6 protein-coding genes and 1 pseudogene are annotated in these 15,267 nt (G+C 49.2%); 5 read left to right on the forward strand and 2 right to left on the reverse strand.

Annotated features, from left to right (window positions below; translation table 11 throughout):
* Positions 1-3: 3 nt before the first annotated feature.
* From BLR73_RS06465 to BLR73_RS06480, 4 genes and pseudogenes are all read left to right on the forward strand, one after another.
* Positions 4-1,728: a RagB/SusD family nutrient uptake outer membrane protein gene (locus BLR73_RS06465; protein ID WP_091860323.1), complete on the forward strand. Its 1,725-nt coding sequence runs from the start codon at positions 4-6 to the stop codon at positions 1,726-1,728.
* Positions 1,729-2,308: 580 nt separating this feature from the next.
* Positions 2,309-3,208 (forward strand): annotated as a pseudogene (locus BLR73_RS14750) (family 43 glycosylhydrolase); the annotation flags it as partial.
* Positions 3,209-3,679: 471 nt separating this feature from the next.
* The gene (locus BLR73_RS14755; RefSeq protein WP_369793380.1) at positions 3,680-4,378 is read left to right on the forward strand and encodes an acetylxylan esterase; all 699 of its coding nucleotides are present in this window, start codon (positions 3,680-3,682) and stop codon (positions 4,376-4,378) included.
* A gap of 2 nt (positions 4,379-4,380) precedes the next feature.
* On the forward strand, positions 4,381-5,832 hold the full coding sequence (locus BLR73_RS06480; protein ID WP_091860327.1) for a family 43 glycosylhydrolase: 1,452 nt from the start codon (positions 4,381-4,383) through the stop codon (positions 5,830-5,832).
* Positions 5,833-5,886: 54 nt separating this feature from the next.
* On the opposite strand, the gene BLR73_RS06485 is transcribed toward BLR73_RS06480, so the two are convergent.
* Positions 5,887-7,818, reverse strand: coding sequence for an alpha-amylase family glycosyl hydrolase (locus tag BLR73_RS06485; protein WP_091860330.1), 1,932 nt, complete (start codon positions 7,816-7,818; stop codon positions 5,887-5,889).
* Between the two features lie 110 nt (positions 7,819-7,928).
* Positions 7,929-11,957, reverse strand: a complete 4,029-nt coding sequence (locus BLR73_RS06490; RefSeq protein ID WP_091860333.1) for a two-component regulator propeller domain-containing protein — start codon at positions 11,955-11,957, stop codon at positions 7,929-7,931.
* A gap of 263 nt (positions 11,958-12,220) precedes the next feature.
* Between BLR73_RS06490 and BLR73_RS06495 the strand changes: the two genes are divergently transcribed.
* The gene (locus BLR73_RS06495; protein ID WP_091861244.1) at positions 12,221-15,250 is read left to right on the forward strand and encodes a SusC/RagA family TonB-linked outer membrane protein; all 3,030 of its coding nucleotides are present in this window, start codon (positions 12,221-12,223) and stop codon (positions 15,248-15,250) included.
* The last annotated feature ends 17 nt before the right edge of the window (positions 15,251-15,267 follow it).

Consider the following 15,267-nt stretch of genomic DNA (forward strand, 5'->3'; position numbering starts at 1 on the left):
AATATGAAAAAGATATTATTTTCTGTAGCTGTGCTTACTGCAGGCATGATGTGCACATCATGTAACCAGGACCTGCTCGACATTGAGCAGAAGGCTACCAGCAGTACTGACAACTTCTACAAGACAGATGCCGATGCCGAATCAGCCGTTACAGCTATGTATGCCACATACACTGGTGAGATTGGTGGTACCGAGGGTATCTGGAACGCCTATATCATGGGTTTGAACTACTCTTCTGACGATGTATTCGCAGCTGGTGGTGACATCAACGACCACGCTGACTTCCGTATACTGAACGAGATGCGTTACGACCCAAGTTCTGGTCCTATCGGAACTCTTTACAACCACATCTATAAGTCAATCTACTCAGCCAACTTGGTTATCAACTATTTCGGTGAGACAGCTGATACACCAGCTAAGCGTCAGGCTGTAGCAGAGGCTAAGGTAATGCGTGCATGGGCTCACATGCTGGCTGCACAGGTTTACTATCAGCCACCTATCGTTGATCACCTGATTGTTAACGACAAACCAACCAACGCTGAGTCACAGAAAGCTATTTTCGACTTCTGCGTAAAGGATTGTGAAGAGGCTATGGGCGACCTGCCCGAGCGTAAGGGTCAGAGCGACAAGGAAGGCGCTTGGCGTGTAACTAAGGGCTTTGCTCAGTTCGTTGCTGGTAAAGCTGCTCTGTTCGCTGGTGATAATGCAAAGGCAGCTAGCCTACTGAAGCCACTGGTAGAGTCTTCTAACTATGCACTGGTTCCCGGTAACCGTTTCCGCGACCTGTTCCACGTAGAGGGTGATGGTTGCGAGGAGAAGATCTTCGAGTTCAACTATACCACAAACACCGCTATCGGTGGTGTATGGGGCGGTAGCATTCAGCGTGGCCGTTGGATGGTTGCCAACGTACTGAACTGGCGTGGTGATGATATCCAGGGTGGTGGTAAGAGCCCACTGATTTGCTCAACTGGCGGTTGGGGCGGTGGCTCTATCAACCAGGACTTCGCTCACAAGATGCTTGAAAACGATGGTGACAGCTATCGTCGTAAGGCAACCTTCCTCACCTCTGATGAGTTCTTCTATGATGAGACTCTCTGCGGTTGGAGAAGCGATGCTACCAAGAAGACACGTGCCGAGAAGGAGTTCGACCCAGATCGTGGTATCACCAAGAGTGCTGGTTCATTCTCTCGTAGCGACGTGATGGAAGTAAAGATGATGTGTCATCCTAATGATGTTGACCTCTCTGTAGGTGACAACTGTAACAACACTAACCTGTGTATTGCTCGTCTGGGTGAGGCTTACCTACTGTATGCTGAGGCTTGCCTGGCATCTGGTAACAGCACAGAGGCTCTGAAGTATGTGAACAAGATTCAGGAGCGCGCTGGTTCTAAGACCATCTCTACATCTGTTGATCTGCAGACCATTCAGGACGAGAAGCAGTATGAGCTTTGGTTCGAGGGTTGCCGTTGGTTCGACATCGTACGTTGGGGTATTGCTAAGCAGTGCTACGACAAAGTACTCGACAACATTCCTCTGCAGTGGGATGAATACTTCCAGTCAGGTGGCACTAAGCCTCACAAGCTGGTTTATAAGATCCACCATCCATTCGCCGACGCTGGTATCAAACTCCAGTTCGTAGAAGGCAAGAATGAGTACTGGCCATTGCCACAGACCGTTATCGAAATTAACGATCAGATGCACCAGGTACGTGGTTGGGCTAACAAGTAAATCAAATCGGATGTTTAACAAATGAATTATAGTAGTTAGTATTAGACACATTGTTTTGGTATTTCGGAGGTGCTGCGTCGCGATGACGCGGCACCTTTTTTATGACAAAAGCAACATTTGCTTGAATATTAAAAGAAATTAACAGGAATGATATAAATCAAAAAGAATTTGTTACAAGAAATAAAGTAAGATAATCGTTTTTTGTCGTATATTTGCACCATGTTACGATAAGAGTGACATGAGTGATAGTCAACCATAAACCTTTTACCACTATCCCGAAGCTTCTCTTACCAATCATAAGAATCTGACCATACGACTATACAGATTAATACTAAAAAAGACTTGTTTTGGTTTTATTTGTAAGATGCTGCGTTGTGACAACGCGGCATCTTTACGAAGAGGAATGTTACAATCTGTTTTGCATTTGTAACATTTATATATAAAAAGGTAATAAGGGATTAAACGTTTCCCTAAGAAAAGACTCAAATAACTGAAATCTAACGATTAAACGTATTACTATACATTATCTATAATAAATAACAAACCATTGCCAATGAAGAAAATTTGTATTTCTTTACTGATGTCTGTGCCTCTGGTATCATTAGCACAGAATCCGGTAATCCGCGACCAATTCTCGGCAGACCCGACGGCTCGCGTATTCAACAACAAAGTGTATCTCTATCCATCGCACGACATCATGCCACCCGCTGGTCAGCGACAGGACTGGTTCTGCATGGAAGACTACCACGTATTCTCATCAGAGAATCTGACCGATTGGACAGATCATGGTGTGATTGTAACCCAGAACAAAGTGCCCTGGGTACGTCCTAACTCGTACTCGATGTGGGCGCCCGATTGTGTGTACAGAAACGGTAAGTACTATTTCTATTTCCCATCTGCCCCCGCTGAGGGAAAGGGATTTGGATTTGGTATCGGCGTAGCTGTTGCCGACAATCCTGAGGGTCCATTCATTCCAGAGCCAGAGCCCATCAAAGGCATCAGCGGTATCGACCCCTGTGTGCTACAGGCTTCGGATGGTAATGCTTACATCTTCTGGGGAGCTGGCCGCTGCGCCAAGCTTAAGCCCAACATGAAGGAGCTGGCCGACGACACACCCACCGAGAAAGTGAAGTTTGGCGAGCGTGAATTTGAAATGAAAGGTGTGAACTGCCTGAAGGGACTGCCAAGTCGTCAGGCCGAAGGTCCATTCGCTTTCGAATATAATGGTAACTATTATCTCACCTATCCTTATGTAAGAGAGAATACCGAGGTTCTCGGTTATGCCATGAGTAAGAACCCAATGGGTCCTTATGAGTACAAAGGATTGATTATGGCCGAGCATGCTAACGGCTGCTGGACCAACCATCACAGTATTATCAACTACAAGGGTCAGTGGTATCTGTTCTATCACCACAACGATTTCTCACCACGTGACGACAAGCGTCGTTCGGTATGTATCGAAAAGTTGTACTTCAACCCCGATGGAACCATCCAGGAAGTGAAGCCAACCATGCGTGGTGCAGGTATCAACGAGGCAACAGAGAAGATTGAAATCGACCGCTACAGCGAGGCCAGCAAGGATGTTACCACATCGCTGATCGACACTGTTAATACATTCCGTAGCTACCAGGCCACACTCCCTGTAAAAGGTAGCTGGATTAAGTATAACGATGTAAACTTCGACTGTCTGACCGAGGGATACCTGATTGTAAATGCCAAAGCAGCCGGCAATACCACACTCTACGTACGTGAAAAGGCAGCCAACGGCAAGATTATCGCTAAGATCGACATGACCGTGAAGCCCGAGAGTCCTGCTGGCGCACCAGCTATGTTCCGTCGCGACTTCAGTAACCAGTGGCTCACACTCACTGCCCCATTAGAGTACATGCCTAAGGGTGTTACCGATCTGGTAATAACCTGTGAGGGGGATGCTGGCGTTAGCGTTGACTGGATTCAGTTCAAGAACCGCCCTAAGTACTTCTCGGCTGTTACTACACCTACAGCTAAGCCCGATGACGAGGGATTCATCCGTCGCTGGTTGCTCCTGGAGCCTATCGACAAGCCCAATAGCGGCAACACCGTATTCACCGACTCATATCTGCGCGAGCACTTTAACACTACATATTTCAAGGGTCAGCAGACCATCGTTCCGAAGGATGGGCAGAAAGTGAAGGCCGAATATAAGAAGGTAGAAGTAGCTCCCGGCTTTGGTCGCGGCTTTGGTCAGCAGGCACCTGCCGAACCCAAAGTGACAACTGTGAAGCAGACCCTGACCTGGCACGCTCTCGACAGCGAGAACATGAACGTAAAACTGTTCCGTTTTGCTGAGAAATGGGGACAGCAGGTTTACGGCGTACTCTTCTGGGCTGTAACTATCATCGACTGCGACGAGGACATCGAAAACGTACGCCTGGCCGTAGGTTCTAACTCAGCCTCAATGTGGTGGCTCAATGGCGAGGAAGCACTGCTGCTCTCTGGCGACCGCCGTATGGTAAAGGACGACGCTATGTCGGCACGTCTCACCCTGAAGAAAGGACGTAACATCCTGCGTGGTGCCGTTATCAATGGCCCAGGTATGAGCGACTTCTGCGTTCGTTTCCTCGACGAGAAAGGTAATCCTGTAACTAACTATACAATCAAAGCACAATAAAAATGAAAAGACTACATACACTTCTGGCGACACTTGCTGTAACAGCAGCCGCTAATGCGCAGATTGGCGCTCCTTATATTCACGATCCCTCGACACTGGCTGAGTGCGATGGCAAATATTACACCTTTGGTACCGGTGGTGGCGGTATCATCACCGACGATGGTTGGAGCTGGCATAGTGGCGCCGAGCGCCCTGGTGGCGGCGCAGCCCCCGACGTACTGAAGATTGGCGACCGTTACCTCTGTATCTATGGTGCAACAGGTGGCGGCCTGGGTGGTGGACACGCTGGTCGTATCCTCACCATGTGGAACAAAACCCTCGACCCCAAGTCGCCCGACTTCAAGTGGAGCGAGGCAGTAGAGGTTTGCGCCTCTGACGGTATGGAAGATCAGGATGCGATCGACCCTGGTTTGCTGTTAGACCCCACGACAGGACGCCTGTGGGTAAGCTACGGAACATATTTCGGAACCATCCGACTGATTGAGCTCGACCCCAAGACTGGTTTCCGTAAGAAGGGTAACAAGGAGAAGGATATCGCTATCGACTGCGAGGCCAGCGACCTGATGTACCGCGATGGCTGGTACTATCTGTTGGGTACCCACGGCACTTGCTGCGACGGCGTGAACTCTACCTATAATATTGTAGTAGGTCGCTCACGTAGCGTAGAAGGTCCTTATCTCGACAATGTAGGTCGTGACATGTATCATGGCGGTGGAAAGATGGTGATTGCAGCCGAAGACCGCGCCTGCGGTGCCGGTCACTTCGGACGTTTCATCGTTGACGAAGGTGTTGAGGTGATGTCGTTCCACTGGGAGGCTGATTTCGAGCAGAGCGGTCGTTCGGTATTGGCCGTACGTCCTATCGTATGGAAGAACGGTTGGCCTGTGGCTGGTGATAACTTCAAGGGTGGCAACTTCTGGATTGAGTCGGAGCGCCGTGGTTATGCACTGGAACTCACTGTTGACTTTATTCGCATGAAGCAGGAGCGCCAGGGTTGGTTCAACCGCAACCAGATGGAGCAGCCTGTGAAACCTATCGCTAACCAGACACTCGCTGAGGTAATCGATACATGGCCAAAGGGTGATATTCCTGCTCGCATCTGCGACTATATGAACCGTCCTCACCAGCGCTGGACCATTACTCCAGTTGACTCTGCAGGTGGTTATCTGAGCAATCCTTACTTCAAGATCACTATCGAAGGTACCGAGCGCGCCCTGGCTGCTACTGCCAACAAGGAAGTAACAACCGTTGCCGCTTATACTGGTGCCGACGAGCAGCTCTGGCGTATTGAGCAGCTGACAGACGGTACTTACCGCATCATGCCTAAGGCCATTCCTGGTCAGGAGGGCGTGAACAAGGAGCTCTGCCTCTACTCAGCAGGCGACTCAACACCTACACTCGCTAAATACGATTTCAATACAGACAACTGTAAGTGGAATTTCAAAAAGCGCTAAACAAAAAGGATTCCCTCCTGCATGGCGGGAGGGAATCCTTTCTGTTTTATTTATTTAAAATTCAAGAATGAGCGACTGACGTGGCTTCAGGTCGAAATTCTTCGACAAATCATAGTAACGATTAGTCAGGATATCCTTAGCCTTTGATGTCTTTCCAATAACCTCGGCATAACGCTCAACTTCAAGTGTTGCTGGTTTCGATGTACCATTCAGGATGGTGAGCGCTGTTTTACCCTGATACTGACGGGCAATCACGTAGATGCCATTAAACGGTGTAAACTGAATCTGCTTACCCTTAATAATCACATCGTTACCCTGACGCCAGTGCAGCAGACGAGAAAGCCAGGTAAACATAGCCTGTTCGCTCTGCGTACGACCTTCCTTGGTAAAGCAGTTATGGGTATCGCCGGGGAATCCACCAGGGAAGTCCTTACGTACATCACCATCCGTTTTTTCCTTTGTACCGTTCATCAACACCTCAGTACCATAATACAGCTGAGGAATACGATTTACTGTGAGCAACAGTGCCAGCGCCTGCTTCAGGGCGAGGGTATCTTTGCCATTACCCAAGTAGCGGTCGGTATCATGGTTTTCGATAAAAGCCATCACACTCGATGGGTTGGGATAGAGATAATCGTAAACAAACGAGTTATAGATACGGTTAAATCCCTTCCACCAACCATCTGTTTCCTCGAATCTGGCCTGAGTCAACTTGTCGAAGAACGAGAAGTCCATGACTGTCTTCAGATAGGTATTGTTTTCCGAAAGTTTCGAATCCTTCTGCCAAGCAGCGGTGTAAGCAGGTTCGGTTACCCATGTTTCGCCTACGGTATTAAAGTTGGGATACTCGGCATCAAGTTCCTTCAGCCACTGTGCCATAGCATCGGCATAAGCATAAGGATAGGTATCCATACGGATGCCATCGATACCCACGGTCTCAATCCACCAGATAGAGTTCTGGATGAGATAACGCATCAGATGAGGGTTATGCTGGTTGAGATCGGGCATAGAGGGCACAAACCAACCTTCTACGGTTTCTTTCAAATCAACTTCTGAGGCATAAGGATCAACCACTGGGGTAAGCTTATACGATGTTTGCAGATAAGCGCTCTTGGCAGGCTCTGAACCATCGGCATTAGCGGTAAAACCAGTCATCGGGTCGCGACCGCTCTGCTGCTCGTTCAACCATTCGGGGGTGTTCAACCAGTCCTTGGTTGGCATATCCTTGGTCCAGGGATGCTCAAAACCGCTGTGGTTAAAAATCATATCCATCACAATCTTCAAGCCTTTCTGGTGAGCCTCATCACAAAGGCGCCTGTAATCCTCATTCGAACCAAAGCGGGGGTCCACCTTATAATAATTGGTGGTGGCATAGCCGTGATAGGTTGCGAAATCATTCTTGGTATCGGGCGAATCATTCTCGAGCACAGGGGTAAACCAAAGCGCGGTTACGCCCAGCTCCTTAAAGTAGTCGAGGTGCTCGCGGATACCATTCAGGTCGCCACCATGACGCAGACTGGGCTTGGTGCGATCCTCTACATAGTTACGCATGCCCTTTATCTTTGTAGAATGATTGGCACCCTGTGCGAAACGGTCGGGCATCAGCATATAGAGCACATCGGCATTGGTAAAGCCCATACGCTTATCGCCACTCATCTCACGCTGTTTAAGTTGATACTGTACCTTGGTCTTACCAAAGTTCAACACCATCGTGCCTGGCTGCGCATCACGCAGATTCATATAAACCAACAGGTAGTTGGGCGAATCAAGTCGAACGATACTGTCGATGACTGCACCTGGATAATCGGTTGTTACACTGGCAACATCGCGGATACCTTTTCCGTACACCATCAGCTGTACCTGAGGATTCTTCAAGCCTACATACCAGTCGGTGGGTTCGATACGGTCAATCACTTGTTTCTTTGCTGCACTCATCGTTAAAACGTTTGCCATCAGGATGGCGGTTACTAATAAAATCCGTTTCATTTTTGTTCTTAGTTTATTCTCATGCTGCAAAGATAGGGATTTTTCTGATACGTTGTTCGCATCAGAAAAGAAATCCCATAACATAGCTGTGGCAAACGATTGCACAACCCCTACCCCTTGTACTCGGTAGGGGTAACACCAAACTGTTTCTTGAATACCACCGAGAAGTGGCTCTGGGTACTGAAGCCCGTCATATCCGCAATCTCGGCTACCGTATGCTTACCGCCCTTTAACAGTTCGGCAGCGCGGTTCAACTTGTAGGTACGGAAGAAACTGCTGGGCGTTTCGCCTGTCAAACCCTTTATCTTATAATAGAGTTTGGTACGCGAGATATAAAGCATCTTGGTAATACGGGTTACATCGAGTTCTGAATTCGACAACTCTTCCTCCATGAGCTTGTAGAGCTCCTCCATAAAGTGCTTATCCTGCTCCGAGAGGGCATTATCCACGCTTTCATCCTCGGTAGTAGTGGCATTCGTCAGCAATTTGCGCACACGGTCGCGGTTCTTCAGCTGCGACTGGATGAGTGCCGAGAGCACAGCAGGCTCGAAAGGTTTGGTGACATAGGCATCGGCACCTACATTCAAGCCCTCAACCTGATTTTCGGCTGTTACCTTGGCTGTTACCAGAATAACGGGGATATGACTCAGCTGGATATCCTGTTTGATTTCCTGACAGAGCTGATAGCCATCCTTACCAGGCATAGCCACATCGCTCAGAACGATATTCGGTTCTGCGGCACGCATCTCTTCGAGTGCCGTGTCAGCATCTAGACAGGTAATCAGTCGATAATCATGCGAGAACAGCATTCGCATATAGTTGATGATTTCGGTATCATCGTCAACAACAAGGATTGTCGGACGGTCATCATCATTCTGATGCGAGGTGATGGGTGATGACTGAAAGGTGGTAGTGGTTAGCTGGGCGCCGACTGCTAACGTATTATCTCCTTCCAACGGTCTGCACTCTGCATCAGTGTATGCCTCTTTATTCATGGGATAAACCAAGGTAAACACAGCTCCCTCGCCGTCAGTACGGTTGCCTGCTGTCAAGGTTCCATGATGCAGCTCGGCTAATCGGCGCGAATAATAAAGACCTATACCCGTACCATAGTTTACGATAGCCTTCGTCTGATTATCCAACTGATAGAAGCGTTTAAAGATGTTTTCCTTGTGCTCCTCGGGGATTCCCTTACCCGTATCGGCGATAGTTACCTTCACCTGATCATCAACCACATCCAGCTGCACATCTATCCTGCCACCTCGTGGAGTGAACTTCAAAGCGTTCGACAGCAGATTGCTCACAATCTTCTCCAGTTTGTCGCCATCGGTCCATGCCATCAGCTGGTCTTCCATACCAAAGCGACTCAGCGTCAGTCCCTTTTCCTTGGCATTAAACTCGAAGGTATCACAGATGTCGTTCAGTAGTTTCACCACATCTATCTGCTCTACACTCAGTCGCAGGGTATCGTTTTCCAATTTATTAAAATCCATCAGCTGGTTGACCAGTTTGAACATGCGCTGGATGCTGCGCTGAGCGATGCTCAGCAGACTGCGCTCCTCGTCGCCCACACGGTCGCTCTTTGCCAACTGCCCCACCGGACCGGCAATCATCGTTAACGGTGTGCGGAATTCGTGGGCGATATTCGCAAAGAAACTCATGTTCATCTGGTTGGTACGCAACTCCTGCTCCTTCTCCATCTCAGCCTTTCGGGCAGCACGACGGGCAGCCACCACACGCTTGGCATTGCGGTAGAGATACCAAGCCAACAGCGCCCCCAGTGCCAGATAGATCAGCCAAGCCCACCATGACAACATCGGTGCCGGCTCCACCACGACACTAATCTGGCGCTCATCGCTGCTGGTCTCGTCGCTGGTACTATCGGTGATACGAACACGGAAGGTATAGTGGCCCGACGGCAGATTGGCATAGCCGGCGGCGTGCCTGCTGCCAGCATCAATCCAGTCGTTGTCGAACCCTTCCAGCTTATAATAATAATGTACGCGCTCGTATTCGCCAAAGTCGAGGGCGGTATAGGAGATGCTGAAACTATTCTCGCTGTGCTTCAGGCGCACCTCCTGACAGTTATCGAGCATCGACTCGATAGGAGCACCCTTTGTGGGACGAACCATCTGGTTATGAATCTTCAGATGACAGAACTTCAGGGGAATCGTCCTGAGCGTATCGATATCAGCGGGATTGAACATGGTGATACCATCGGTACCGCCGAACACCAGACAGCCATTAGGCAACTGGCACGAAGCACGATCGGCAAACTCATCGCCAGCCAATCCGTCGGCCTTGTAGAGCGCAGTCATCGTGCCTGTCTTGGGGTCGAGACGGTTCAAGCCTTTCATGGTACTAATCCACAGATTACCCTGTCGGTCTTCCTCAATGCTACCTACATCCGAACATGACAGGCCGGCAATACGACGCACCTCGTTGGTCTGCGGATAATAGCACAGCAGTCCATTACTCACAGTACCTATCCAGATATTCCCTTTCGCATCCTGAAGCATATCGGTAGGGATATACACACTGCGACGGATGCAACGCTGCAAGCTGGGGATATCCAACGCACTCAGCTTCCCCGTTTGAGGGTTCACCTTCGTGATGGGCTGGTAGAAAGCAGATATCAGCATCGAGCCATCCTTTAATTTCAGCAGCGATGGGATAAACGTAAAGTCAACATTAAAGGCTTGCTTGGCCTCCGGTTCTGTGCTTCCTGGTCTGAAGGCGAAGATATAGGTGGTGCTTGTAGATGCCCACACAGTGCCATCGCCAGTTTGTTCGAAACACATCGTTGGCGGCAACTGCCACTGACTCAGAATATTCAGTTTCGCGCCATCATACTGGCACTTCATCACCCCACTGGTGGTAGAAAGCCAAAGCAGCCCATCGCGATCGCAGAAGATATTGGTGATCGCATTCTTCTTCTCGCCTGCCGGCAGACCAGCAATCTCGATATGCTCAGCTTTCTGGGTGGTGGAATGATACACAAACACGCCCTTCAGCAGCGTAGATATCCACAGATTGGCCTGTTTATCGATAGCCACAGCCAATACCGACGAATTCTCTATCACCCTATTCAAGTAGTTATCGCTACCGCCGAACTTCTCTTTATAATAGTAGTCGGCAAAAAGGCCCTTATCATACGTGCCCAACCAGATATTCTTTCTGGAATCCTGGAAAATCTTAGTGACATAGGCATCAGGCACCGGTAAGGTGAAGTTAGCGTCGGCCTGTCCTTTCAGCGTATGAGTGAGCAGGTTCAATTCAAAGAGTCCGTTACGTGATGTACTGAGCAGGATGGTATTGTTATCCAGCAAACAGGCAGCCTGCAGCACACTATTGTGAGCTGTTAGCCTCTCATGCATCTCGGTACTGAGCGGAATTATCTGCTGCGACTTGGTATCGTAGAGCAGCAACGTGCCATTACCCGAACACAACAGCAACCCGTTGGGCAACAGTTCGAAGAAATAGAATCCCAACTGCTGTCCGGCCTTCACCTCGGCTTTCTGTTTAAACGTCTCGCCATTGATGACCAGCAGATTGTCGGCGCTCACCATCAGGATATTATCGGCGCCATCGATAAAACAGTCGCCCCACGACTGATTGGTGATGGTTCGATTAAACTTCGACAGGAAGATATGTTGCTGCTCGTCGTACATTAGCAGCTCCATACCATTATACGCAAAAATGCGCCCCTTACTGTCCATCAATAGTTTCCGTGCATTCCGGTTACTGGTTTGCATCGGTATCGATTCAAAAGTATCCTGTCGGGTATAACGGCACACACCATTTACGGTAGCCACCCAAAGCCTACCTTGCTGATCGCAAAGCAGACTCTGTATCTGATTATCGGGCAGCCCCAAGGAGTCGAAGGTACAGAAATACTGGTGATATTCGTGACCATCGTAACGGTTCAAGCCACGGAAGGTGCCAATCCACAAGTAGCCATCGGCATCTTCGGCGATACACTGTACACGACTGTTCGACAGTTCGTTGGCCACCACCAGATCGTGCTCCTCGTCCTTATCGAGTGTAGTACCAATAGTTCCTTGACGCTGGCAGCCCAGCATCAACATAGCAAGCATTGCACAAACTATAATTGCGAAAACAGGTTTTCTATTAGTCATCTTTTTGTAGTTATTTGCTTGCAAAGATAACAAAAACTCCTGATAATTCAGCAATTATCACCATTATTTGAACATACACGACAACTTTTAAACAAATCGAACAACACCTATATAGATTTGAACAAGCGCGAAAAACGAAAAACAGAATAAAAAAACACTATTTAATAATTCGCGTTACCTTTGCAGCCGATAATTTCATAACCAAATTATATTCCTAACAATTAACTCAAAACAATTAAAGCTCAATGAAGAAGAGTAGTATTATGCTGATGTTGATGGCACTGATGATGTCAGTAACATCTTTCGCCCAAGGACTGAAGGGCCATGTAATCGACGAGAACGGCGAACCCGTTATCGGAGCAACCGTAGCCGAAAAAAGTAATCCCAAGAATGCCACCATCACCGATTTCGATGGTAACTTCGTGGTAAACATTCAAGCAGGTCATACCCTCACGGTGACCTACATCGGCTATCAAACCTTTGAAGGTGCCGCTAAGAACGGCATGACTATCAACCTGAAACCCGACAACAAGGTACTCGACGAAGTCGTTGTTGTTGGTTATGGTGTACAGAAGAAGAGTAGCGTAACAGGTGCCATCTCCCAGGTAAAGCCCGAGGATATGGAAAACCGCACCATCGCCAACGCTCAACAAGCCCTGCAGGGTAAGACCTCGGGTGTACAGATTATCCAGTCGAGCGCTGCTCCTGGTTCATCACCAACCATCCGCGTACGCGGTTATTCCTCTAATTCAAGCTCAGAGCCCCTGTTCGTTGTTGATGGTGTGCGCCTGAGTGATATCAGTGGTATCGACCCCAGCACCATTGCCTCGATGGAAATCCTGAAGGATGCTGCATCGGCCGCTATCTACGGAGCCGAGGCTGGTAATGGTGTGGTTCTCATCACCACCAAGAAAGGTAAGCCCGGACAGGGTAAGATTACCTACGACTTTATGTTTACCGACGAAAGCCTGGCCCGCATCCCCAAGATGCTGAACGCCGAGCAGTATATCCAGTATATGGACGAGGGTAACATTTTTACGAAGGACTATATGCTGAAGAACTGGGACGGTGTGACCAACACAGCCTGGACCGATGTGGCTTTCAATCATGGTCACATGCAGAAGCACGCCCTCTCGTTTACCGGTGGTAACGACCGCGGCAACTATTTCCTTTCGCTCGCGTACCTTAATAATAATGGTATCGTTAAAGGCGACGCTGATGTGTACAAACGACTCACAGCCACCATCAACGCCGAATATAAGATAAAAGACTGGTTGAAGGTGGGTACTACCAACCAGATTGAGAAATACGACGTACGCTCGGTATCTACCAACAGCGAGTACGGCTCGCTACTGACATCCATCCTGATGCTCGACCCACTGACTCCCGACACCTACACCGCCGAGAACCTGCCTTACCAGATGGTAAATGCCCAGGCCAACGGCAAGCAGCTGCTGCAGGACGAGAATGGTAACTACTATGCCGTATCTAAGTTCTATGCCGGTGAGCAGTATCATCCCATGATTATGCGCGACAACGGTCTGTCGAAGAACCAGGGATTCAATATCAACGGTTCTATCTATGGTGATTTCACACCATTAAAAGGCCTCACTGTTACCTCTCGTTTCGGTTATCGTCTGGCTGGTACACGTAGCAGCAGCACCAGTCTGCCATTCTATGGTAACGGTGTACAGAGTCGCGACTATCTCGACTTCAGCGCAGGCTCTTCTACCTCTATCTACTATCAGTGGGAGAACTTTGCCAACTATATGAAACAGTTTGGTGGTCATACCGTTACAGCCATGGTAGGTATGTCGTTCCAGAAGTCATCAAGCGACAATGTGAACGGTTCGCTGACAGCCAATGGCGAGGATGCCTTGAAGAAGAACGACCCATTGTTCTACTATCTGAACTATGCCAACGCTTCGGCCACGAAAGGTGTGAGCGGCGAAACCAACGAGAGCACCAAGTACTCCTACTTCGGTCGCCTGTCTTACGATTTCATGGGACGTTATCTGCTGCAGGCTTCGCTGCGTGCAGATGCTGCCGACTTGTCGAAGCTCTCAAAGAAAACCCGTTGGGGTTACTTCCCTGCCGTATCAGTAGGTTGGACCATCAGCGAGGAGAAGTTCTTTGCACCACTGAAGAAAGCCTTCGATAGCTTGAAGTTCCGTGCCAGCTGGGGTCAGAACGGTAGTCTCTCGGCATTGGGCGGCTACAGCTACAGCACCGATATGGCACTGGGCGGACTCTATCCATTCTCTTCAGGTATCAACTACACCCAGGCCGCAGCCCCATCAACCATGGGTAACGACGACCTGAAGTGGGAGACTTCAGAGCAGTTGAACTTTGGTTTCGACGGTATCCTGATGGGCGGTCGCATGACCTTCGGCATCGACTACTTTATCAAGAAGACTAAGGACCTGCTGGTATGGGGTACCACACCATCGCTCATCATCGGTGGCAGCACCTCGCCTATGAATGCCGGTAACGTTGAGAACAAGGGCTTTGAGTTTGAGCTGGGCTGGCGCGACCATATCGGCGACTTCAACTACAGCATCCGTGCCAACCTCTCTACCCTGAGCAATAAGGTGACCTATATCGATCCTTCTATTACCCGCCTGAGCGGTAGCAACTTCCACACTTACACCATCACCTATTTCGAGAAGGGCTATCCCGTTTACTACTTCCGCGGCTATAAGTTTGCCGGCATCGACAAGGAAACAGGTAATCCTTTGTTCGAGGATCTGGATGGCGACGGAAAAGTATCGGATGGCGACCTGACCTGCATCGGCGATGCCATTCCCGACTTCACCTATGGTCTCACCCTCACAGCGGCCTATAAGGGCATCGACCTGACCGTATTCGGAACCGGTTCGCACGGTAACAAGATTTTCAACTGTATCAACCGTCCCGACTACGCTGCTTCGAACCGTTTGAAGGAAGTGTTCTACGACAACCGTTGGACAGTAGATAATCCTAACGGCACCGTACCCCGTGCTGGCGCTAACGACATGGATAAGTATGCCACATCGAGTGCGCTGGTTTACGATGGCAGTTTCTTCAAGATCAAGCAGATTCAGCTGGGTTACACCCTGCCTAAGAACCTCATCAATAGAGTAGCCTTGAGCCATGCCCGTATCTACGCTTCGCTCGACGACTTCTTCACCTTCTCTAAGTATCCAGGCTTCGATCCTGAGGCTGCTACCAACTCTACCTCGGGTATGGGTATCGACAAGGGTGGCTACCCCACCTCGAAGAAAGTGGTACTGGGACTGAACATTGAATTCTAAGAGAGTTAAAGAATTAA

Source organism: Prevotella sp. khp1, assembly GCF_900102205.1.
Lineage (GTDB): Bacteria > Bacteroidota > Bacteroidia > Bacteroidales > Bacteroidaceae > Prevotella > Prevotella ruminicola.

Excerpts from the sequence above, each read along its gene's own strand:
- BLR73_RS06480 (WP_091860327.1), top strand. The coding sequence starts at position 4,381 with ATGAAAAGACTACATACACTTCTGGCGACACTTGCTGTAACAGCAGCC.
- BLR73_RS06490 (WP_091860333.1), bottom strand. The coding sequence starts at position 11,957 with ATGACTAATAGAAAACCTGTTTTCGCAATTATAGTTTGTGCAATGCTT.
- BLR73_RS06465 (WP_091860323.1), top strand. The coding sequence starts at position 4 with ATGAAAAAGATATTATTTTCTGTAGCTGTGCTTACTGCAGGCATGATG.
- BLR73_RS06485 (WP_091860330.1), bottom strand. The coding sequence starts at position 7,818 with ATGAAACGGATTTTATTAGTAACCGCCATCCTGATGGCAAACGTTTTA.
- BLR73_RS06495 (WP_091861244.1), top strand. The coding sequence starts at position 12,221 with ATGCTGATGTTGATGGCACTGATGATGTCAGTAACATCTTTCGCCCAA.